Annotated in this window: 19 protein-coding genes and 1 riboswitch; of the genes, 4 read left to right on the forward strand and 15 right to left on the reverse strand. The window is 35.9% G+C overall.

The window, feature by feature from the left end; translation table 11 throughout:
• Positions 1 to 203: 203 nt before the first annotated feature.
• A complete protein-coding gene (locus ACTND6_RS08200) occupies positions 204 to 1,487 on the forward strand; it encodes an adenylosuccinate synthase (RefSeq protein ID WP_441023592.1) in 1,284 nt (427 codons plus the stop codon).
• Positions 1,487 to 1,621, forward strand: a complete 135-nt coding sequence (locus ACTND6_RS08205; protein WP_441023594.1) for a hypothetical protein — start codon at positions 1,487 to 1,489, stop codon at positions 1,619 to 1,621. The genes ACTND6_RS08200 and ACTND6_RS08205 overlap by 1 nt, the downstream gene beginning before the upstream one ends.
• 56 nt (positions 1,622 to 1,677) lie before the next feature.
• Here ACTND6_RS08205 and ACTND6_RS08210 read toward each other — a convergent pair whose 3' ends face one another.
• From ACTND6_RS08210 to ACTND6_RS08230, 5 genes are all read right to left on the reverse strand, one after another.
• Positions 1,678 to 2,076 (reverse strand): hypothetical protein, encoded by a 399-nt coding sequence (locus ACTND6_RS08210; RefSeq protein ID WP_178175282.1) that lies wholly within the window; start codon positions 2,074 to 2,076, stop codon positions 1,678 to 1,680.
• Positions 2,077 to 2,185: 109 nt separating this feature from the next.
• Entirely contained in the window at positions 2,186 to 2,770 is a 585-nt protein-coding gene (locus tag ACTND6_RS08215; RefSeq protein WP_441023596.1) for an HAD domain-containing protein, read from the reverse strand.
• Between the two features lie 63 nt (positions 2,771 to 2,833).
• The gene (ansA, locus tag ACTND6_RS08220) at positions 2,834 to 3,856 is read right to left on the reverse strand and encodes an asparaginase (RefSeq protein ID WP_441023597.1); all 1,023 of its coding nucleotides are present in this window, start codon (positions 3,854 to 3,856) and stop codon (positions 2,834 to 2,836) included.
• Positions 3,857 to 4,015: 159 nt separating this feature from the next.
• Positions 4,016 to 5,488: a bifunctional metallophosphatase/5'-nucleotidase gene (locus ACTND6_RS08225; protein ID WP_441023598.1), complete on the reverse strand. Its 1,473-nt coding sequence runs from the start codon at positions 5,486 to 5,488 to the stop codon at positions 4,016 to 4,018.
• Positions 5,489 to 5,611: 123 nt separating this feature from the next.
• Positions 5,612 to 6,238 carry a YitT family protein gene (locus ACTND6_RS08230; protein ID WP_320100468.1) on the reverse strand — a complete coding sequence of 209 codons (627 nt, stop codon included), beginning with the start codon at positions 6,236 to 6,238 and terminating at the stop codon, positions 5,612 to 5,614.
• 182 nt (positions 6,239 to 6,420) lie between these two features.
• Between ACTND6_RS08230 and ACTND6_RS08235 the strand changes: the two genes are divergently transcribed.
• Positions 6,421 to 6,645, forward strand: a complete 225-nt coding sequence (locus ACTND6_RS08235; RefSeq protein WP_441023611.1) for a winged helix-turn-helix transcriptional regulator — start codon at positions 6,421 to 6,423, stop codon at positions 6,643 to 6,645.
• On the opposite strand, the gene ACTND6_RS08240 is transcribed toward ACTND6_RS08235, so the two are convergent.
• The 7 genes from ACTND6_RS08240 to ACTND6_RS08270 form a co-directional block, all read right to left on the reverse strand.
• Positions 6,630 to 9,305 carry a calcium-translocating P-type ATPase, PMCA-type gene (locus ACTND6_RS08240; protein ID WP_441023600.1) on the reverse strand — a complete coding sequence of 892 codons (2,676 nt, stop codon included), beginning with the start codon at positions 9,303 to 9,305 and terminating at the stop codon, positions 6,630 to 6,632. The genes ACTND6_RS08235 and ACTND6_RS08240 overlap by 16 nt on opposite strands.
• 211 nt (positions 9,306 to 9,516) lie before the next feature.
• Positions 9,517 to 10,149 (reverse strand): thiamine phosphate synthase, encoded by a 633-nt coding sequence (thiE, locus tag ACTND6_RS08245; RefSeq protein WP_441023602.1) that lies wholly within the window; start codon positions 10,147 to 10,149, stop codon positions 9,517 to 9,519.
• Complete coding sequence (gene thiM, locus ACTND6_RS08250) at positions 10,146 to 10,925, reverse strand: hydroxyethylthiazole kinase (RefSeq protein ID WP_441023603.1); 780 nt, start codon at positions 10,923 to 10,925, stop codon at positions 10,146 to 10,148. The genes thiE and thiM overlap by 4 nt, the downstream gene beginning before the upstream one ends.
• Positions 10,906 to 11,439, reverse strand: a complete 534-nt coding sequence (gene thiW / locus ACTND6_RS08255; RefSeq protein WP_178176140.1) for an energy coupling factor transporter S component ThiW — start codon at positions 11,437 to 11,439, stop codon at positions 10,906 to 10,908. The genes thiM and thiW overlap by 20 nt, the downstream gene beginning before the upstream one ends.
• Before the next feature lie 190 nt (positions 11,440 to 11,629).
• A riboswitch (TPP riboswitch) is annotated at positions 11,630 to 11,727 on the reverse strand.
• A gap of 116 nt (positions 11,728 to 11,843) precedes the next feature.
• Positions 11,844 to 13,631, reverse strand: coding sequence for an ATP-binding protein (locus tag ACTND6_RS08260; RefSeq protein ID WP_441023604.1), 1,788 nt, complete (start codon positions 13,629 to 13,631; stop codon positions 11,844 to 11,846).
• A 39-nt stretch (positions 13,632 to 13,670) separates the two neighbouring features.
• Positions 13,671 to 13,898, reverse strand: a complete 228-nt coding sequence (locus ACTND6_RS08265) for a hypothetical protein (RefSeq protein WP_441023605.1) — start codon at positions 13,896 to 13,898, stop codon at positions 13,671 to 13,673.
• 391 nt (positions 13,899 to 14,289) lie between these two features.
• Positions 14,290 to 14,451: a hypothetical protein gene (locus ACTND6_RS08270; protein WP_441023606.1), complete on the reverse strand. Its 162-nt coding sequence runs from the start codon at positions 14,449 to 14,451 to the stop codon at positions 14,290 to 14,292.
• Between the two features lie 128 nt (positions 14,452 to 14,579).
• On the opposite strand from ACTND6_RS08270, the gene ACTND6_RS08275 reads away from it, so the two are divergent.
• Positions 14,580 to 15,470: an AEC family transporter gene (locus ACTND6_RS08275; protein WP_441023607.1), complete on the forward strand. Its 891-nt coding sequence runs from the start codon at positions 14,580 to 14,582 to the stop codon at positions 15,468 to 15,470.
• A gap of 23 nt (positions 15,471 to 15,493) precedes the next feature.
• On the opposite strand, the gene ACTND6_RS08280 is transcribed toward ACTND6_RS08275, so the two are convergent.
• The 3 genes from ACTND6_RS08280 to ACTND6_RS08290 form a co-directional block, all read right to left on the reverse strand.
• Positions 15,494 to 16,264: an HAD family hydrolase gene (locus tag ACTND6_RS08280; protein WP_441023608.1), complete on the reverse strand. Its 771-nt coding sequence runs from the start codon at positions 16,262 to 16,264 to the stop codon at positions 15,494 to 15,496.
• Positions 16,265 to 16,345: 81 nt separating this feature from the next.
• Positions 16,346 to 18,436, reverse strand: a complete 2,091-nt coding sequence (locus ACTND6_RS08285) for an FAD-dependent oxidoreductase (RefSeq protein ID WP_441023609.1) — start codon at positions 18,434 to 18,436, stop codon at positions 16,346 to 16,348.
• 64 nt (positions 18,437 to 18,500) lie between these two features.
• Complete coding sequence (locus ACTND6_RS08290; RefSeq protein WP_441023610.1) at positions 18,501 to 19,310, reverse strand: MerR family transcriptional regulator; 810 nt, start codon at positions 19,308 to 19,310, stop codon at positions 18,501 to 18,503.
• Between the last annotated feature and the right edge of the window lie 302 nt (positions 19,311 to 19,612).

Below are 19,612 nucleotides of genomic sequence, written 5' to 3' on the forward strand. Positions count from 1 at the left end.
CCAGCTGAGAAAAATAAAACATTCTGAAAGAGTAAAATCAACTGGAAGCTGGTGAAATAGTAAATTCTATTCTGTGTATACGAAAGTGGAATTTAACTTTTCAGTTCAGCATCACTGGATTTCTACCAATTCATAGAAATCTAATGATAATGGCAACATATATTGTGGTAAACTAGATGTGTATGTGTTGGAGGAAAAGAAAAATGGCAGGATATGTAGTTGTCGGAACACAATGGGGAGATGAAGGAAAAGGAAAAGTCGTTGACTTGCTTGGCAAGCACGTTGACATGGTCGTTCGTTATCAGGGTGGTAACAACGCCGGTCATACAGTTGTCGTCAATGGTAAAAAAACTGTACTTCATCTGTTACCTTCAGGTATTTTAAACAAAGATGCATTATGCGTTATTGGACCTGGTGTTGTATTAAATCCATTTGTTTTATTTGAAGAAGTTGAAGCATTGGAAAAAGAAGGATTACAGTGTGATCACTTAAGAATTTCTGATCGTACACAATTATTGATGCCTTATCACGTTAGACTTGATGAACTGATTGAAGCACGTGGCGGCAAGTACAAGGTTGGTACAACAAAGAATGGTATTGGTCCATGCTATTCCGATAAATATTCTAGAATTGGTATTCGTGTATGCGACTTGCAAGACTGGAATGTATTTGAAGAAAAGCTGAAGTCTACATTAGAAATTAAAAATGCTGAAATTGAAAAAGTATATGGCGGTGAACCATTTGACTATGATGAAATGGTTGCACAATTCAAGGTAATCAGAGAAAAGATGCTTCCTATGATCTGTGACTCTGTTTCTCTTGTCAATGAAGCATTAGAAAATGATAAAGTTGTTTTATTTGAAGGTGCACAGGCTAACATGCTGGATATCAACTATGGTACATATCCATTCGTAACATCATCTTCTCCTACAAGTGCTGGTGTATTAGAAGGTGCTGGTGTACCACCACAGTCATTGACTAGAATCATCGGTGTTGCCAAAGCATATTCTACACGTGTTGGTGAAGGTCCATACATTACTGAATTGCTAGGTGATGAAGGTGAAGCATTAAGACAGAAAGGCTTTGAATTTGGTGCTACTACAGGTAGACCACGTAGATGTGGATGGTTAGATCTTCCTGTTGTAAAACAGGCAGTCAGAATCAATGGACTTACAGATATCGCAATGACAAAGATTGATATCTTGACAGGCTATGACAAGATTCCTGTATGTGTTGGCTATGAACTTGACGGAAAACAAATTGACTATGTACCTGCTTCCCTAGAAGTATATGGCAGATGCAAGCCAGTATGGAAAGTCTTTGATGGATGGACGGAAGATATTTCTCAGATCAGAAACTATGAAGATCTTCCTGAAAACTGCAGAAAGTATGTTGAATTCGTTGAAGAATATACAAAGACATCTGTATCTTTAGTATCTGTTTCTCCTGAACGTGAAGGTAATATCATTCGCAAGCCTTTAATCTAATGGAACCAGAAAAAGAAAAGAAAAAACCTGTAAAGCAGCAGCCTCATATTCTTACAAGAGAAGATGAAGAAATGTTTCAGCAGGATCGTTATGAAGAACAGTTTGAATCTCATGATGACTATGACAGAGAGTAATCTCTGTCTTTTTTTATATCTCACGAATAAAAAAAGACACTTCACCTTGAAGTGCCCTATTTCTTGATACCTAATCCTACAACACCATCTTTTTCTACTGGGTTCTTGCTTAAGAACTTTTCAATATCCGCATAAGAATTGATGACATTGTATGTGACAGACTTCCAGTCACGTTCATGACCATGTGCAAACAAGAAGTCTTCAACACCTGTTTCCATGGATGTTTCAGGAACTAATGTAACGCGTGGATCATTATCATCCAGCCAGTTCCATCCTTCCATAACACCTTTATCTTCAGGCAGAGGTAAATGATACATAACAGACATATAATCATGTCCAGCTTTATTGTAAAACCAGGTGTTGCCAATAAACAAGTTTCCATCCTTGTCTTTATACAACATTACTACATTTTGAAATACATCTAAACTTTCAGAAAAACTGATACTTTCGCTCATATTTGTATCCTCCATTTATTATTAAATATTCATTGAAACAAAAAATCAATAGATTATTGTTCAATATTTCACAAAATATTTTCTGTAAAACGCTTACTTGTGAAAGAGCTTACGCATATTTTTTACATTTCAATGCACTGCGACGCACTTCCATCTGTCTTAGCATCATATCTGCCTGATGGCACTTCTGTTCATTAAACCCTTCCAGCGTTTCACATTTGATTTGATTTTTATTTAAATACGGAAGATACAGATCATCTAAAATCATATAGCCTGTAAAATCAGGATGTTCAAACAAATAGTCTGTAATATGCTTCTGACGCTCTTCAAAGTCCTGTGCGGTTACGCCAACAACCTTGACCCCCTTTTTCAAACCACATTTCTTTAAATATCTTTGACAATATCCAACTCCCGCAAATCTCCAGGAAGAAGAAATGACAATATTGATATCATATTTCAAACAAAGATCGGATAGCCTTTTGATACTTGGAATATCCGCAAATTGACAATCATCTTCTTTGATTGAACGTACTTTAAAAAGTGGATCTGTTTCTTCTCTGCACCAGATGTTAATGACGCCATCAAAATCAAGGAATAGATAATACTTCTTTTTACCGTTTTTAATATTTTTTAAAGCGATGGATTCGATTGCATCCAGTCGCTCTTCCCACTGTTCTTCTGTAAATGTATCCATGTAAATATTTTACCTCTTTTCAAAAATAATGACAGTATTCATGAAATAAATTTGACACGTATTTCAAAGTGTCAATTCCCCTCTTAAATTTGTTTCCATGAGTTCTTTAATTAATTCAGAATCATATCCTTTCGAAAAAAGATAATACATCTTCGCAACACAAGCCTCGCTTGTCATATCATATCCACTGACAGCACCCGCTTCCTTTAAACCATTGCTGGCTTCATACGCACCAAGAATCACTGATCCATGAGAACATTGAGAAGTCACTGTCACAATCGTCCCATGCTCAAATGCACGCTTAATTAAAGGAAACAGTTCCTTTCCATCCTGTGGAATATTTCCAGCACCAAACGTTTCAACAACGATGCCTTTTAAAGCATTCATCATAATAGGTTCAAACAAATCAAATTGAATTCCTGGAAATACTTTCAACACACCAATCGGCACTCTTTGCAGCTTCTGGAATGAGAATGGCTGATCTGTTTCTTTCATCAGTGCAGAACGATGATATCGAATATCAATGCCAACATCTGCCAATGTTGGATAATTTGGTGACATGAATGCAATCAAATCATTCGCTGAGAATTTAATTGCACGATTGCCTCGTAATAGTTTACCGCCAAAATAAAGACAGACTTCATGTATATTCTCATTAGAAGCAATCAGAAAAGATGTAATTAAATTATCTCTTGCATCATTTCTAATTTCACAAAGTGGAATTTGAGAACCAGTGAATACGACTGGCTTGCTTAAATTTTCCAGCATGAAAGATAATGCGGAAGCAGTATATGCCATTGTATCAGTACCATGCAGCACAACAAATCCATCATAGCTTTCATAGGCATTCGCAATGATTTCTCCAATCTTGTTCCATTCATCAACAGAAACACTAGAGGAATCCAGCAGTGGCTCTAAAGATACAAGATCCCACAGTGGCATCTTTTCATCTTTTAATTCCTGTATGTTATTCAACTGTTCTAGAAAAGAATCTTTTTCTGGCGTATAGCCATGGTCACTTTTCATCATACCGATTGTTCCACCGGTATAAATAATCAGTATTCTCTTTTTTATGTATACTTCCATCAAACTGACCATCCCATCCTATTTGTCTAAGTTATATTTTAGTAAATTTTCAAGAAATGAAAAGCGAAATATTCAGTATAATAATAGATCCATTGAATTTTCACATAAAAAGTCTGAACAGCAATTCAGACTTTTCTAAAACAGAAAATAGGTTCTGTGTTAATCTTTCACAATCAGTCTGCCTTCTATATGTGCATTTAAATGCTGATTTTCGCTCAAATATTCTTCAATGATATCATTGGTAGAAGTAGAAACAATACGTGCCTTCTTACGTGCTTCAATCGTTTCTAGAGATACATGGAAGAATTCATCAAAGTTCGTATAATGGAACTTTGCAAGACTGATAGAATAAAGTTTTTCTTTATTGATCGGCTCTTTCTGATATTCAAACTTTTCAAATTCTTTTGTTGTTCTGTTATAGACAATTTCAATGCCTTTTGAAAATTGATAGAACTCACAATGCTCCCCTTGCCATACTTCATCTCTCACCATATATTTCACCATACGAATGAATTCATCGCCAGTTACTTCCAGCATATAGATAGGATCATCATATGGCAGACATTCCTTCAAATCCTGATACATCACAATTGGGCCAAGCTGTTCAGATCGAATTGCACCCGAACCAAACATTGCAATATTCACGTTCAAACTGCGATATACAGCATCCGCAAGTAAATTGCCAAGCTCAGTTTCCTGGTTGCGATTTGGATGCGTCAATTCTCTTGCTAGACGCGTAATGACTCTCTGATATTTCTGGTCCGTTTCATTCTTGTAGGAATAGATTAGCTTCATGATTCTTCGATCCACAGAACAATGGTCATTGTCTATTGGAACGATTTGCCATTCATAAGAATCAATACAATTGTTATCTGTATCTACAACGATATCAAATCTTCCAATCTGATTTGTACCTGTACCTGCCTGCACAATCAAAATATCATTCACAATACAAGGTTCTTCTAATAATGTATGAGAATGTCCGCCAATGATAATATCAACACCCAGACTCTTATCTAATAATGAAGCAAGCTTCTTATCTTCTTCAAATCCAATGTGTGTTAATAAGACAGTGAAGTCAATGTCAATGGAATTATACATATTGCAGATCTTCGCAATCGCTTTTGCGGCATCTTCTACGTCAATCAAAGAACCAATCATACCATCGTTCTTTGTCTGTGAAATAACTTCTTCTGTCAAGATTCCAATAAATAAAATCTTCATGCCATCAATCTTTAAAACTCTACATGGCTTAAATAGTCTTGCATTATTTGTACGGATATGCAGATTTGCGTTTACAATTGGAAACTTTGCGCATTTTTCTAAAAACAGCAACTGTCCAATACCATAGTCAGTCTCATGGTTGCCAATTGTTACAATATCAGGAGAAAGCATATTCATGATTTCAATTGTTGATAATCCCTGATATTCACTGTCAATGATGGAACCACGGAACATATCTCCCGCAATGGCATATACAACATTCTTTTCTTTCTTTCGTACATCATTGATATAGCCAGATAGTAACGAAACACCACCGATAAGTTTCTCATCAATATGTTCTGCAAGAAAATCACCATGCAGATCATTAGAATGTAGAATCGTTAATTTTTTTGTATTCTTTGCCGTCATAACAAAGCCCTCCTCCAGTTTCAAATAATTATCTTTTGTATATATATTTTCTAGCATCAGTATATCATAGTAAGTTATTACTTACTATGAAGGAAGAAAAAAATCGTTGCTTAACAACGACATTTAGATTTTGAGCGACTTTACCCAGTCAATCAAGTAAGAAGATAATGTTACTGTTATCAACGAATAGAAAATTCGTGTCAGTGGAATATATGTTAGAGAAAGCATTAATACAACAACATCTGTAAATAAATAAGAGCGTGCCAGTTTCCAATGTAAAATACGTGAAATCGATAATGCAAGTGCATCATCTCCTCCACTCGATCCACCTTGGCGGATAATAAGACCTACGCCAATTCCTACAAACATTCCTCCTGCAATTGCAGCAATCAATGGCCTGGATGATAAATCAGGAAGCATCGGTGGAAACAATTCCCAGAATTTATAGCTCAGCGATACAAATGTTGTAGAAATAAATGAAATTTTAATAAATCTTGAACCAAGATACTTCCACGCTAATGCATAACATGCAATATCAAGAATCGGAGTGATATAGGCTGGAGAAATTTTCAGCCATTGTTCAACAAAAAGCATCATTCCAATCACACCGCCTTCGGTAATATGTGTACGTTGATGAATGTTATGGATACCAAATGTACAGATCATTGCTCCTAACAGTATAACAAGTACACTTTTGACTGTGATGCCTTCTTTTAAACGACTCCATAGCTTTGATATTCGACTTTGCATAGATTTCCTCCTTGTGGTTGCAGTATTATCATGGATTGTAACAATAATGTCAAGCATCCATCATACGGTGGATCCCCTTTTTCATTTATTGTAAAAGAATATATTTTTAATTGATATTGATAATATAGACAATGTGTTTAAATTTAAACACATTGAAGTTTTTATAAAAAAATCTTGATGGCATCAGCCAGAAAGTACTCACAGATTCTCTTCTATCTATGGGAGAAGATGGTATTATCACCCACACTGTCTATTCAGAAGTTCCACCACATGTAGAATATGCATTAAGTGATCTTGGTGAATCAATGCGTCCCATTCTTGCTGTAATAAAAGAATGGGGTATCAACTATAAAAAACAATATGAAAAGTCGGAGTTGATCCGACTTTTCATTTACTTCTTTCTCTGAAAATACTTTACAATTTCAACGAGCGGGATAATGGATAAAGCAAGCAGCAGTGAGATGCCATATTCTACATATGTAATTGGTGTAAATCCAAATGCATTTGCCAAGAAAGGAATTTCAATCACACATGTTGTAAAGATCAATGAAAGAATCATAGTGAATACCAGAAAGCGATTATGATTGTTTTCTTTGAATAGTTGAAAGATGGATGCAGAAGTTGAACGCATATTGAAACTATGAAAAATTTCACACATTGACATTGTTAAAAACGCCATTGTCATTCCCTCTTCACAATTTGTAATATTCATAAATACCCATCTTCCTGTTTCTAATCGTTCACCAATAAAGAAGGCTGCCAATGTTAACAGTGTTACAATGACGCCTTGATAAACAACATTGAATCCAAGACCCTGTGCAAAGATACCTTCAGATGCATTTCTAGGCTTTCTTTGCATCACATTACTTTCCTCTTTTTCCATGCCTAATGCAATGGATGGTAAAGAATCTGTGACAAGATTAATAAATAACAAATGTGGTGCTTTTAAAATCGTGAAGTTTAATAGTGTAGAAATAAAGATAGATAGTACTTCAGCAAGATTTGAACTCAGCAGAAACTGAATTGCCTTTCGAATATTATCGTAGATTCTTCTGCCTTCTTTGATTGCCGTTACGATTGTTGCAAAGTTATCATCTGCGAGTACCATATCTGCAACATTCTTCGTAACATCTGTACCAGTGATACCCATCCCAACACCAATATCCGCTGTTTTAATACTTGGTGCATCATTGACACCATCACCTGTCATCGCAACAACATTTCCAAGAGATTGCCATGCTTTTACGATACGTGTTTTATGTTCTGGCTGAACACGTGCATATACTCTGTACTTCTGCACGTTTTCCATAAAATCTTCATCACTCATCTTCTGCAGATCATATCCAGTGATTGCCTGTGAAGAATCTTGTAGAATATCCAATTCTTTCGCAATTGCAACTGCAGTATCTAAGTGATCTCCAGTAATCATGATTGGTGTAATACCAGCACTCTTGCATGTTTTGATTGCATCTTTGACTTCAGGACGCACAGGGTCAATCATTCCCATCAGTCCAATAAAGATAAGATCATATTCAATTGTTTCCTTGTCAGCAAATTCAGATGCATCTGTATATGTCGTATATGCTGTAGCAAGTACTCTAAGAGCCTGATCAGCCATTGACTTATTCACCTGCAGAAGATGATTTTTCTCTTCTGGTGTAAGAGGCTGAACTACACCATCTTTCATGATTTTTGTACAACGATCAATGAGTACGTCAGGTGCACCCTTTGTATATTGCATATAGGATGTACCTTGCTGATGTATCGTACTCATGAGTTTTCTCGTAGAATCAAATGGATATTCATCAACACGAGGTTCATTCTTCAATAAATCATTTTTATTCAGATGATTCTTTAATGCATACTGTACAAGTGCAGCTTCTGTAGGTTCCCCATTCACTTCCTGCTTCTCATCTACCGTTGCATCATTACATAAAACCATTGCCGTAGACAACAATGTTTCATCTTCTCCATATGTCTTCACAACTTTCATTTTGTTCTGTGTCAAAGTACCCGTTTTATCTGAACAGATAATAGAAGCACATCCTAGTGTCTCTACTGCAGTCATCTTACGGATGATTGCTTTCTTCTTTGACATATTCGTAACACCAATGGATAAGACAATCGTAACAACTGCGACCAGTCCCTCAGGAATTGCCGCAACTGCCAGGCTTACCGCAACCATAAAGAAGTCGATACTCTTTTCAATGATCAGCATCATATCATTGCTCGCAAAGATATCTCGATGCATAAACATTGAGAATACAAAAATAAATACACAGATACCAATTACAATCTTTGTTAAAACATTAGATAATTGAGAAAGCTTGATCTGTAGAGGTGTCTTGCCTTCTTTTGTTGTACTGATGACTTTAGCAATCTTACCCATTTCCGTATCCATACCTGTACTTGTAATGAGTACTTTACCTCTGCCATACACAACATCACTTCCGCGATATACCATATTCTTTCTATCACCTAAAGGAATATCATCCTGTGCAATAACATCTGTATTCTTTTTTACACTTGTACTTTCTCCAGTTAATGCAGATTCTTCTACTGTTAAAGAAGCACATTCAATGATTCTTCCATCTGCATTGATTGAATCTCCAGCTTCCAGTAAAACAACATCACCTTTTACAAGCTGCGTGGATGGCAGTACAACAACCTTCTGATCACGCAGTACCTTGCTTGTTGAAGCGCTCATTTTCTGTAATGCTTCTATGGCTTTCTCTGCTTTACTTTCCTGCAGAACACCTAAGACTGCATTGATTAAAACAACAATCAGGATAATCAAACTATCCGTTGGAAAAAATGCTTTCTGTTCTAAGGAACATTCATAATATGAAGTAAATGCTGAGATCAAAGCTGCAACTAATAGAATGATAATCATTGGATCCTGCAGCTGTGATACAAAACGTTTCCATAATGGAATGGATGGTGGTGCTTCCAGTTCATTTGGTCCATCTTTTTCTAGTCTTTCTTTTGCCTCTAAAGATGTTAAACCATTCTGCGTTGTTTGTTTTTCTTTTACAATCTGTTCAATTGACTTATTAAAATCCTGCATTTTATTCCCTCCTGCCAAATAAAATAGACCTTTGATAGACAGATATAATCTTGTCTACCAAAGGTCTTGCTTCTAAGTCTGACACCAGATAAATATGTATTTATCGGTTGGTGATGTGCAGATGGATACAATCGTATATCCATAGCTACTCCCCTATTGGATGAGAACAGTTTAGATGAAACCTCTAAATTAGTCAATCCATACAGGTAAATTATTTGTGAAGAATTTTATGTACTTCTTCGAGCAGTTCTTCACTGGCTTTTTTCGTATCTTCTGCATCCATGATTGCGGAAACAACACAGACACCTTGAATTGGACTGTCTTTCAAGATAGAAAGATTATCTTTTTTCAGTCCACCAATGGCCGCAACTGGAATACTGACAGCATTACATATTTCATTCAATACTTCTACTTTTGTGATCTTTGTTTTTACATGTGTTTTTGTTGGATAGATTGCACCACATCCAATATAGTCAGCACCATCTGCTTCTGCCTTGATAGCGGCTTCAACAGTTTTGGCTGTTGCACCAATGACAGCATCTTTTCCCATGATGTCACGTGCAACTGAAATCGGCATATCTTCTGCACCTAAATGCACGCCACATCCAACAGCCATCGCAACATCAATACGATCATCAATGATCAGTGGAATCTTGTATGCATCTGTAATCTTTTTCACTTTACATGCAAGTTCATAATAAGAAAGTGTAGAACGATCTTTTTCACGCAGCTGTACTAAAGTTACGCCACCTTCACAGGCACCCTTTACTTTATCTAAAAATGTTTCTTCACTCATACCATCAGAGTTTGTAATACAGTATAACGTACAGTCAATATTTTTCATTTTATCACCTCAATCTGAAATAAACGGCGATCTTCTTCTGTTAATTGATAGACTTCATCCATGAAATACATATGGAATGTTCCAGGGCCATCTGCCTTCGTTTTTTCTGCCGCTACTTCATAATAACACGTTGCATCTACACATGCATCAAATGCATCTTCACAAGCAAGAAATGTTGCGATTGCTACATTTAACATACATCCAGTACCAGTCAAGCACCCCATCATTGCTCGTCCATTACGAATACACACTGCTTTTTCGCCATCTGTGATAATATCTGTTTTTCCAGAACATACGACAATACATCCAGTGCTTCTAGATAAATCCATCAACCATCTTGCACTCTCATACACATCTTCTACGTCTAAGATATCAGCATCTACACCATGCGCATGTGACGTTAAGCCATAGAAAGCTTTACACTCACTGATATTTCCTTTGATGACTGTTGGTTTTGCTTTTAAAAGCAACTTTTTTGCATACTGCATTCTTAATGGGCTGCATGCAACACCGACTAGATCAAGAATACAAGGAATGTGATGTTCCAATGCAATCTTTGCACTTTTGATCATTGATTCTGCACGTACATCATCAAAGTTTCCAAGATTCAATGCCAATGCCTGAGAATTTAAAGTGATGTCTTCTACTTCTTCTGGATGACAAGCCATAATTGGCTTTCCACCAAATGCGAGTATTAAATTTGCACAGTCATTAATCGATATCGGATTTGTAATGCAATGAATCAAAGGATTTTTTTCAGTGATTTGTTTCAACAATTTGATTTACCCCTAACTTTCTCTGAATCATCTGTAAACTGCCATTACGAGACATTGTTGTGAGCACAACAAATGCAATACTTCCACCAATGATCGTACCCATCAAGAAACTTGGGACATAGAACATCCATGTTAAACCTGTCTTCCCCCAAAGGTATGTCATAACTGGATAAGAAATAATGGATCCAATAATACCTGTTCCAATGATTTCCCCAAGTACTGCAGCCCAGATCTTACCTTTAGAAAGTTTATAGAAAATGCCAGACAGTGTTGCACCAAAGATAGCCCCTGTTAAAGCAAGTGGTGGAATTCCCATTGTCATCATTCGAATCAGACCAATTGCTAAAGCACATAAGAATGCGTACCAAGGTCCCATAAAAACAGCCATTGTAATGTTAATCAGATGTGCCATTGGACACATGCCTTCGACACGTAAGATTGGTGAAATAACAACGCCTACTGCCACCATCATTGCAAAAAAGACCATGCATAAAAGTTTGTTGTGTTTATTCATATGATATTCCTCCTGTATGCAGATGGTAAAAGAAAACACGCAAAAACCATCTGTCTATGGTTCGGTATCTGACAAACAGTCATCTCTCAACCTGTCACTTCAGGCTCCCTCGCTTGTTTTCTCTACTCTAGGCGCTCCCCTACAGTAAGGTAATCAAATAAAAACGACCTGCACGCAAAGAGACAGGTCATAATCATCAACTTATTCTCCCTACGTCGGCATTATCCGTACAGGTTTGATGGGTCGAAGTCGAACTTCCTCTCAGCAATTGCTCCCCGTATTTATTTACTACAAAAACTAGTTTAGTACAAAAAAGAACATAGTTCAAGTAGCAATCTATCTTTCAACTTCACAAAAAAAAAAAAAAAAAAACAACCTTGTTTTTCAATTGAACAAAGCTGTTTTCATAAGTATTTTTGTAATATCGGATTTAATATTTTCATGTCCATTGGTTTTGGTACATAATCATTCATCCCTGATTGCATTGCCATTTGCTTATCTTCTTCAAATGCATTGGCAGTCATCGCAATAATTGGAATATTTGCTTTCTGCGTATCTTTCATATTTCTAATTTCTTTACATGCTTCATAGCCATTCATAAAAGGCATCTGAATATCCATTAAAATTAAATCAAAATACCCATCACTCGCATTTTGAAGCATCTCAATACATTGCTGACCATGAGAAGCATGTTCCACAAGATATCCTTCACTTTTTAATATTTCAATAGCAATTTCAGCATTTAAATCATTATCTTCTGCTAAAAGAATACGTTTGTGTTTCATCTCATTGTTTACAATTTCTTTTGTCATTACCTGTTCTTCAGCGAAATCTTCTTTAGAAGCAATTTGTAAAGCAATGTCCACTGTAAACTTTGTACCTTTTCCTTTGATACTTTCTACTTTAATTGTTCCACCCATCAAATCAACCATCGATTTCACAATAGATAGCCCTAAACCTGTACCACTGATTTTGTTCTCTGTCGTTGTATGTTCTCTAGTAAATTCTTCGAAAATATGTGGAAGGAATTCTTCACTCATACCATATCCTGTATCTTCACACACAAAAATATACCGCGCATAATTTTCTTTATGAGATGGCACTTCAATTACTGATACTGTAATTGCATGATCTGCAGGTGTGTATTTAATTGCATTGCTAACGATATTTAAATAGATTTGCTGAAGTTTTGTAATATCACAGAACGCATAATGATGTTGAACTTTAGAATCTACTTGAAAATGCAATCCTTTCTTTTTAACATCAGATTCAAATACGAAATTTACGGAATGAAATAATTCACTTAAATTACATGGCTCTAAATTCAATGTTGCAGTACCGCTTTCAATACGAGCCATCTCTAAAACCTGATTAATAATTGTTAAAAGAAGATTGCTGGATGCTTGAATCTTTTTCAAATATCCTTTTGCTTTCTCTTTATGATCAAGATTTTGTTCCATCAAACCTGAAAAGCCAATAATTGCATTCATTGGTGTACGAATATCATGACTCATATTAAATAAAAATCTTGTTTTTGCTTCATTTGCACTACGTGCCTGTTCTGCAGATTCTTTCAACTGAATAGCATATTGCTGCTGTTGAAACTTTCTAGAAGTATATAAGTAAAAGGATGTAGAAATCATCAAAGAAAATAAGTACGAAATAAAGATCGTAGTAAACCATTGTGATGCAGGAATCCAGCCATCTTTTGGCTCAATCTCAAAGTACCACATGTAGTTAGGAATATTACACTCCACCGTTAAACAACGCTTCGATAAAGGTTCCTCACTCTGTGCAAGTACAAAACGATTAGAAATATCTCCGTCACTTTTCCATATTTCATAGTTATATGATGCATCATTTAATTTATCTAATCCGATTTGATCAATAAAGCGATTCCAATCAATTGCAAGAACAACAAATCCCCAGAAATTTTCATTTCCTGAAGCATCTTTTTGATATACTGGATTAAATAATAAAGCACCTGTTCCACCTTGCTTCAATTGATATGGGCCACCCAATGTATATTCATTTGTATTTTTTGCTAAAGTTGCATCGTTATGCCCTACAGAAAGAGAAAGCAAATCCAATCCTTGTACGATTTCATTTCCATCTTCTGGATAAACCGTAGAAACTATTCCACTGGGAGCAATCTCAAAAGCTTTTACGACTCCATTTTCATTTGGAATCAATTCAGCTAATTTTGAAAATTCATTCTGATCAAGAGGATATCATTCATTAATTGTATTTTCTAGAAAATCGGAGATAACAACATATTGATCTAGTTGTGATTTAATTCTGCGAACTGTACTTTTTGCAGTATATGTTGCGTTTGCTTTTTGTTCTTTTTCAGTATAAGAGTTAACGATGATTCCAAAAATGAGTGCAACAATAAAAGAAATCATACCAACGATATAACAGTTTCTTTTAATTCTTTTCACAACACTCTTTTTATTCATTCATCATCCAACTTTTCTAAGACAGCACAGTTTCATCTTATCGACAAAAAACATGCTTATATATTATATCGCTTTAATCAATTCAAAAATACACTTTCAATAACATTTAAAGAAAAAACGTAATATTCATAGAAAAAAAGCCAGAAATAAATTCTGACTTATACTTTCTTTTCCATCACATATGCTTCTTCCATTTTAGATGTAGAAGCAACAGTACCAGTTTCATAAACATTGCTTGCAATTAATATACCTTTTTCAATTGCACCATCTGCACATTCTTCATATCCTTTAAAACATGCAATCGTTGTACTTGCCTCTTTCTCTTCTGCATCACCAAGAGTTGCGATGTACTAGAATTCTTTGTTTTTTACATATCATCGTGATATACACATTACCCATCATGATTTTTACAATAATAGCATGCAGAACATGAAGCAATCTTCTTAGATGCACAATTGATTTTCTCTACAATATTTCCACTCTCTAATGCACCACGCATAAATGCATCGCACAACAAATCAGAATTTCCACCAATTCTAGGACTGCCAGCCAATATCAATATTTTTTATTCATATAACCCTCATAATTCAACTAATAACTATTATCTATCATTTTCTTTTTGTATATGATATCATTCGTCTTAATCAAGGGGAGATTTTTTATGTTTGTATTTAATATTATGTGCAAGCTTTTTTTGCGGATGGGTTGGGTTACTATTTGAATAAAAAAGGTATCCTGACAGAAGATGTGAATCAGCATTTATCTTCATTCATTATTAAAATTGCTACGCCTTGTCTGATTATTTCTTCTGTGACTTCAGTTTCCAGCATCGATCAATCCTTTGTCATTCAGCTTGTCATTATCGGTGTTGCTATCTACTGCATGCTGCCTGTTGTTGCATTTCTTTTAGCAACTGCATTTCCTTGCTTTCAAAGCAAGAAAAATACTTATGTCTGTATGTTTATGTTCTCCAACTGTGGCTTTATGGCATTGCCTATCGTGCAGTCCATCTTTGGAAATGATGCCATCTTCTATAACACAATTCTGCATTTGCCATACAATATACTATTCTTTACGCTTGGCAGTTATCTATTATCAAAAGACGGAGAAACAACATTTTCATTTAAACCACAACAGCTATTATCTGCTGGTGTTGTATCATCCCTGATTGCGATTATTTTATTCTTTACACATATACAGCTGCCAGAATGCATCAGCGGTTCTCTTTCCTTTATTGGAAGCGTTGTAACACCACTTTCCATGATATCCATTGGTGTTTCCATTGCCTGCTATCCAATCAAAGAAGTCATTACAAATAAAACGTTGTATTTTATGAGTGCACTCCGTTTAGTACTAATACCAGTGATTACATACTTCATGATGCATCTATTTGTAAATGATCCAATGATTGTACAAATGGTAACAATTACATTAGGCATGCCAGTTGGAAGTATGGTTGCGATGGGTGCAAGTGAATACCATGGAGACGTGAAGACTGCTTCGTTTAGTGTTGCGCTTTCTACCCTGTTATCTTTAATGACAATTCCAATATTACTGCTTCTACTCGCATAAAAAATGGCATTTCTGTCATTTTTTTATATTAGCTGATTTTCAAGAAAATACTCATAAATACCATCTTCTTCAACAGATTTGCAAGTCAAATCTGCACGTTCTTTCACTGCATCTTTTGCATTTCCCATAGCAATCCCTGTACCAGCTGCATCCAGCATTTCAATATCATTCTCGCCATCTCCAAAAGCAATTGCTTCTTCTTTAGAAAAGCCATAATACTTCAATACTTCATTGACCGCATTTCCTTTTCCACAGTCTTTTGGAATGATATCAACAGCTCTATCCCACCACGCAGTAATTTCAGTATGCTTTGTTCCTTTTAATACTGTTGTATATTCTTCTTTTTGACATGCACACATGATCTGATAGATATCTTGTTTACAAACTTCATCAAAGTTCTCTACGATATGCATTGGCTGATTTCCAAATGCAAAATATTGTGCAAGATCTGCATCTGTTCCATTTGTTACAAGCAGATGTTCATTACTGATGGCAATTGCACGATGCATATCTTTTAAATTTTGAATGATCTGAAACTTATCATTTTTATCCAACGGATTTTTAAAAATCACTTTGTCTTTTGTCTGAATCAATGAACCATTAAATGTGACAATCACATCAAACTGAATATCCTGAAAAAGTGGCAGTCCAATATTTCCTCTACCAGTTGCCAAACATAACAAAACACCATTGTACTGTAATGATAGAAGTGTCTGTTTTGTTCTTTCAGACAGTTCTGTATGTCCCATCTTCAGTAGTGTCCCATCAATATCAAAAAATGCAATTTTTATCATAGAAAATCCTCCATGTATCAGTATACAAAAAAACAGGCGGTACTTTGTTTCAAAAGTACTAACCTGTCTTCATTTTTTGAATTAATGAATTTCTTCAGCTACGATTTCAGCAGCGTGGTATCCATATCCCAAAGCCTGGTCAAAACCATTACCATATGTCTTGCCATCTTTTTCTTCAATAGAACCAGCTACATCACCTGCAGCATACAATCCCTTGATTGCATTGCCATCTTTATTTATAACATGTGTATCAGTATCTGTAACTAAACCACCTGTTGTTAAATATAAAGTAGGAACAACGTGTGTTACCCAGATACCATCACGTGTTTCGATATATGGACAGATCTTGCGGCCAAATTCATTTGGTTCACCAGCTAAAGCATATTTGTTATTTGCTTCAATTGCATCTTTTAAGTTATCTAAACCTAAAGCTTTTGCGGCATCTTCTACAGAATCATAGTGCTGTGTAGCTTCTCTTTCGAAAATGGACTGATAGCTGAATCCATAAGCGTCGAAGTCTCTTGTCTTCTGTGCAGCTTCATCGTCATAGATGTAATAGAATTCTCCACCATTTGCTTCATCCATCATTGCCTTGCTTAATACTGTATGGTTGCTAGCTGTGATATTACCAAATTCATCACCACTTGCATTCACCATAATACCAGGCGTAGAAGTATGCATGAATGCCAATTCATAGTTTGTTCCATATTCGCTCATGAACATGCCTAAGAATCTACCCATGCATTCAATATCAGCACCAATTTCCTGTGCCATCTTAATACCATCACCAGTAGATCCAGGAACACAGTTTACACTCATTCCAGCGTATTGAGGATAGTATTCATCAAACATTTCCTGATTTGCACCAAAGCCGCCAGTTGCAAGTACTACTGCCTTGGCTGTAACGTTGTATGTTGTACCATCTTCACCTTCTGCTACAACACCTGTAACTGCACCATCTTTATTTGTAGAAATAGAAGTAACTGGTGTGCTGTAGTGAACATCAGCACCTAACTTTTCCATTCTCTGTGCCAATAGCATAGCAGCGTATCCTGCACCACCCTGATAGCATCCAGGAGCGAGGTATGGTGTTAAGCCATATGATAAACCACCTTCATAGTTACCCATAGAAGCAAAACCAACACCGATATCCTTGAACCAGTCAACAACTTTACCAGCATTTTCAAGCATAACCTTCTGGTATGGCTGTTCACCATTAAAGCGGTCATATTCAGGATTGATCAAATTCTTGAAGACTGGAAGTAAGAGGTCCATATTCCAGCTTGGATTATTCTTTTCATCACCTAATGCAAAGTTTGCTACAGTTTCAGAATAAGAGTTCATAATGCCAGAATATGTCGTTGGCATGCTTCCGCCAGGAATTTCATTCTTTTCAAATACACCTACGTTATAGCCCTTTTCAGCTAAACGCGTTGCTGTAATTAAACCAGCGTTACCTGCACCTACAACAACAACGTCATAAGATACATCTTTGCTAGACTTAACAACCTGCTTTTCAACTGGCTTTGAGAATGCACTGACAGATCCACCAGCCTGTTCAATGGCATCCTTTACAGCCTTCTTGACAGCGTTACTTGTAACTGTTGCACCACTGACACTGTCTACTTCTAAACTCTGGTTTTCAAGAATTCTTGCTGGAATACGTGCAGCTGCATAGTTACCAATTCCCATTGTTTCTTCGTGACTTGTTGTTGAACAGCTGACAATTGCACCGTCCTTGAATTGTGTTGTTACATAGACCCAGTCTTCATGACCCATAGCCTTTGTTGTGTACTTGCCATCTTTTACCTGCGCTGTTTCTTCATTGGAAGAACCCTTTGCAGAAGCGATAGCTTCATTGTAGGCATTCTTGACAGCGTCACTTGTGAAAGTTGCTCCACTGACACCATCAATTTCATCTCCATTTGCCTTTAAGATGTTTTCCTTTAATGTTTCAATTGCCTTGCCGCCAACTTCAGGTGTTTCATCGTCTGCAGTAATTTCAACATTTTTAATTTCAGTGTCACCGACTGTTAATTTAACAGTAACATCACCACCGAAACCTTTACTTGTAGCTTCGTATTCACCCGCAGTAAACTTTGATTTACCATTGGATACACTACATCCACTTAATACAAGCATGATGCATAAAGAAGTAATTAGTTTCTTCATTTTCATTCCCTCCACTATGCATTCAGTGTACTTTATCAAGTATATTGATAAACAAGTGCTATTTTTATATTTTTTTCACTGGGATCAATAGCTCAATTATGTTCACTTTTTCACAAAGCTTATCACGATACGATGTGACGAGTCTGGTAAATGGATCAGATTTGATACAGTATTCAGGATATTTCACAAGTGATTGTTTTATCAAACTCTCAAGCTGGTTGATGTTTACTTCGTTTTTATACGCAGTCACAATTGAAATCGCTTTCCCTGCTTCTACAATTTCTAGATTTTCGCTTTGATAATCAATTCTTTCATAGAAATTCGTTTTACTTGTCATTAAACATAAAGAATAGTTTTGTATCTTTTCATTTTCATAATGTAAAACAAGACTTGATTGCGTATAGAACAGATTGGAATACCATAAAGATACAGATGTACAGTCTTCTTTAATAAACTCTTTTATATTTTTAGTATTGTTTCCAAGAAGATATCGAAATGTTTTATCCATATCTACTAAAACAGGAACATCTTTTTGTGTCGCTGCTCTTTGCAGAAGATGTTTGTCAAAATCCAGCTGTCTAACCTGTGTCATTAAATCCAACAGTTCATCATTCACTTTTCTTTCCTGTTCACTTAAGCGTTCCATGATTTCCTCTAAACTAGACTTATCATATACATAGCTGCTTTCTTTGAGCGGAAAGCCAATATTTCTGTTTTTTATGATTGTTCCAAGAATCTGAAAACCATAGTCATCAAAATAACGATATCCATTATCATCTCTCACACACGGAAGAATTCCCATATCTACATATCCATGAATTGCCTGTGCAGATATCTTATATACTTTTGCTAATTGTCCAACTGTAAATCTCATATGCATTGTCCTTTCTACAGGGCTTAGATAGATTCATGGTAGCATACTCTTTCTTTTTCATGCAAAAAGAAACATTGGTATGTTTAACACCAGAAGAAAAATACAAAATACGGATGCAGGAAATTGTCGTCGTCTGAACGCAACATACCCGCAATAAAGCTGATACATCCAATCAGAATCACATTCTTTTTGGCTATATTAGCAAAATGGTGAATTCAAGAAATAGAATAAATGAAAAGATCATCTTTCTTCATGTCAGCAATACGGAAGAAATCTGTGATCTGATGCATTCTTTTCTTGAT

The sequence above is a fragment of the Bulleidia sp. HCP3S3_C9 genome (assembly GCF_052064035.1).
Lineage (GTDB): Bacteria > Bacillota_I > Bacilli_A > Erysipelotrichales > Erysipelotrichaceae > Bulleidia.

Bases quoted from the DNA above. Each gene is read 5' to 3' on its own strand.
- ACTND6_RS08290 (WP_441023610.1), bottom strand. From the start codon at position 19,310: ATGAGATTTACAGTTGGACAATTAGCAAAAGTATATAAGATATCTGCA.
- ACTND6_RS08265 (WP_441023605.1), bottom strand. From the start codon at position 13,898: ATGAATAAAAAGAGTGTTGTGAAAAGAATTAAAAGAAACTGTTATATC.
- ACTND6_RS08240 (WP_441023600.1), bottom strand. From the start codon at position 9,305: ATGCAGGATTTTAATAAGTCAATTGAACAGATTGTAAAAGAAAAACAA.
- thiE (WP_441023602.1), bottom strand. From the start codon at position 10,149: ATGAAAAATATTGACTGTACGTTATACTGTATTACAAACTCTGATGGT.
- ACTND6_RS08200 (WP_441023592.1), top strand. From the start codon at position 204: ATGGCAGGATATGTAGTTGTCGGAACACAATGGGGAGATGAAGGAAAA.
- ACTND6_RS08210 (WP_178175282.1), bottom strand. From the start codon at position 2,076: ATGAGCGAAAGTATCAGTTTTTCTGAAAGTTTAGATGTATTTCAAAAT.
- ACTND6_RS08225 (WP_441023598.1), bottom strand. From the start codon at position 5,488: ATGACGGCAAAGAATACAAAAAAATTAACGATTCTACATTCTAATGAT.
- ACTND6_RS08215 (WP_441023596.1), bottom strand. From the start codon at position 2,770: ATGGATACATTTACAGAAGAACAGTGGGAAGAGCGACTGGATGCAATC.
- thiW (WP_178176140.1), bottom strand. From the start codon at position 11,439: ATGAATAAACACAACAAACTTTTATGCATGGTCTTTTTTGCAATGATG.
- ACTND6_RS08285 (WP_441023609.1), bottom strand. From the start codon at position 18,436: ATGAAGAAACTAATTACTTCTTTATGCATCATGCTTGTATTAAGTGGA.
- ansA (WP_441023597.1), bottom strand. From the start codon at position 3,856: ATGGAAGTATACATAAAAAAGAGAATACTGATTATTTATACCGGTGGA.
- ACTND6_RS08280 (WP_441023608.1), bottom strand. From the start codon at position 16,264: ATGATAAAAATTGCATTTTTTGATATTGATGGGACACTACTGAAGATG.
- ACTND6_RS08230 (WP_320100468.1), bottom strand. From the start codon at position 6,238: ATGCAAAGTCGAATATCAAAGCTATGGAGTCGTTTAAAAGAAGGCATC.
- ACTND6_RS08205 (WP_441023594.1), top strand. From the start codon at position 1,487: ATGGAACCAGAAAAAGAAAAGAAAAAACCTGTAAAGCAGCAGCCTCAT.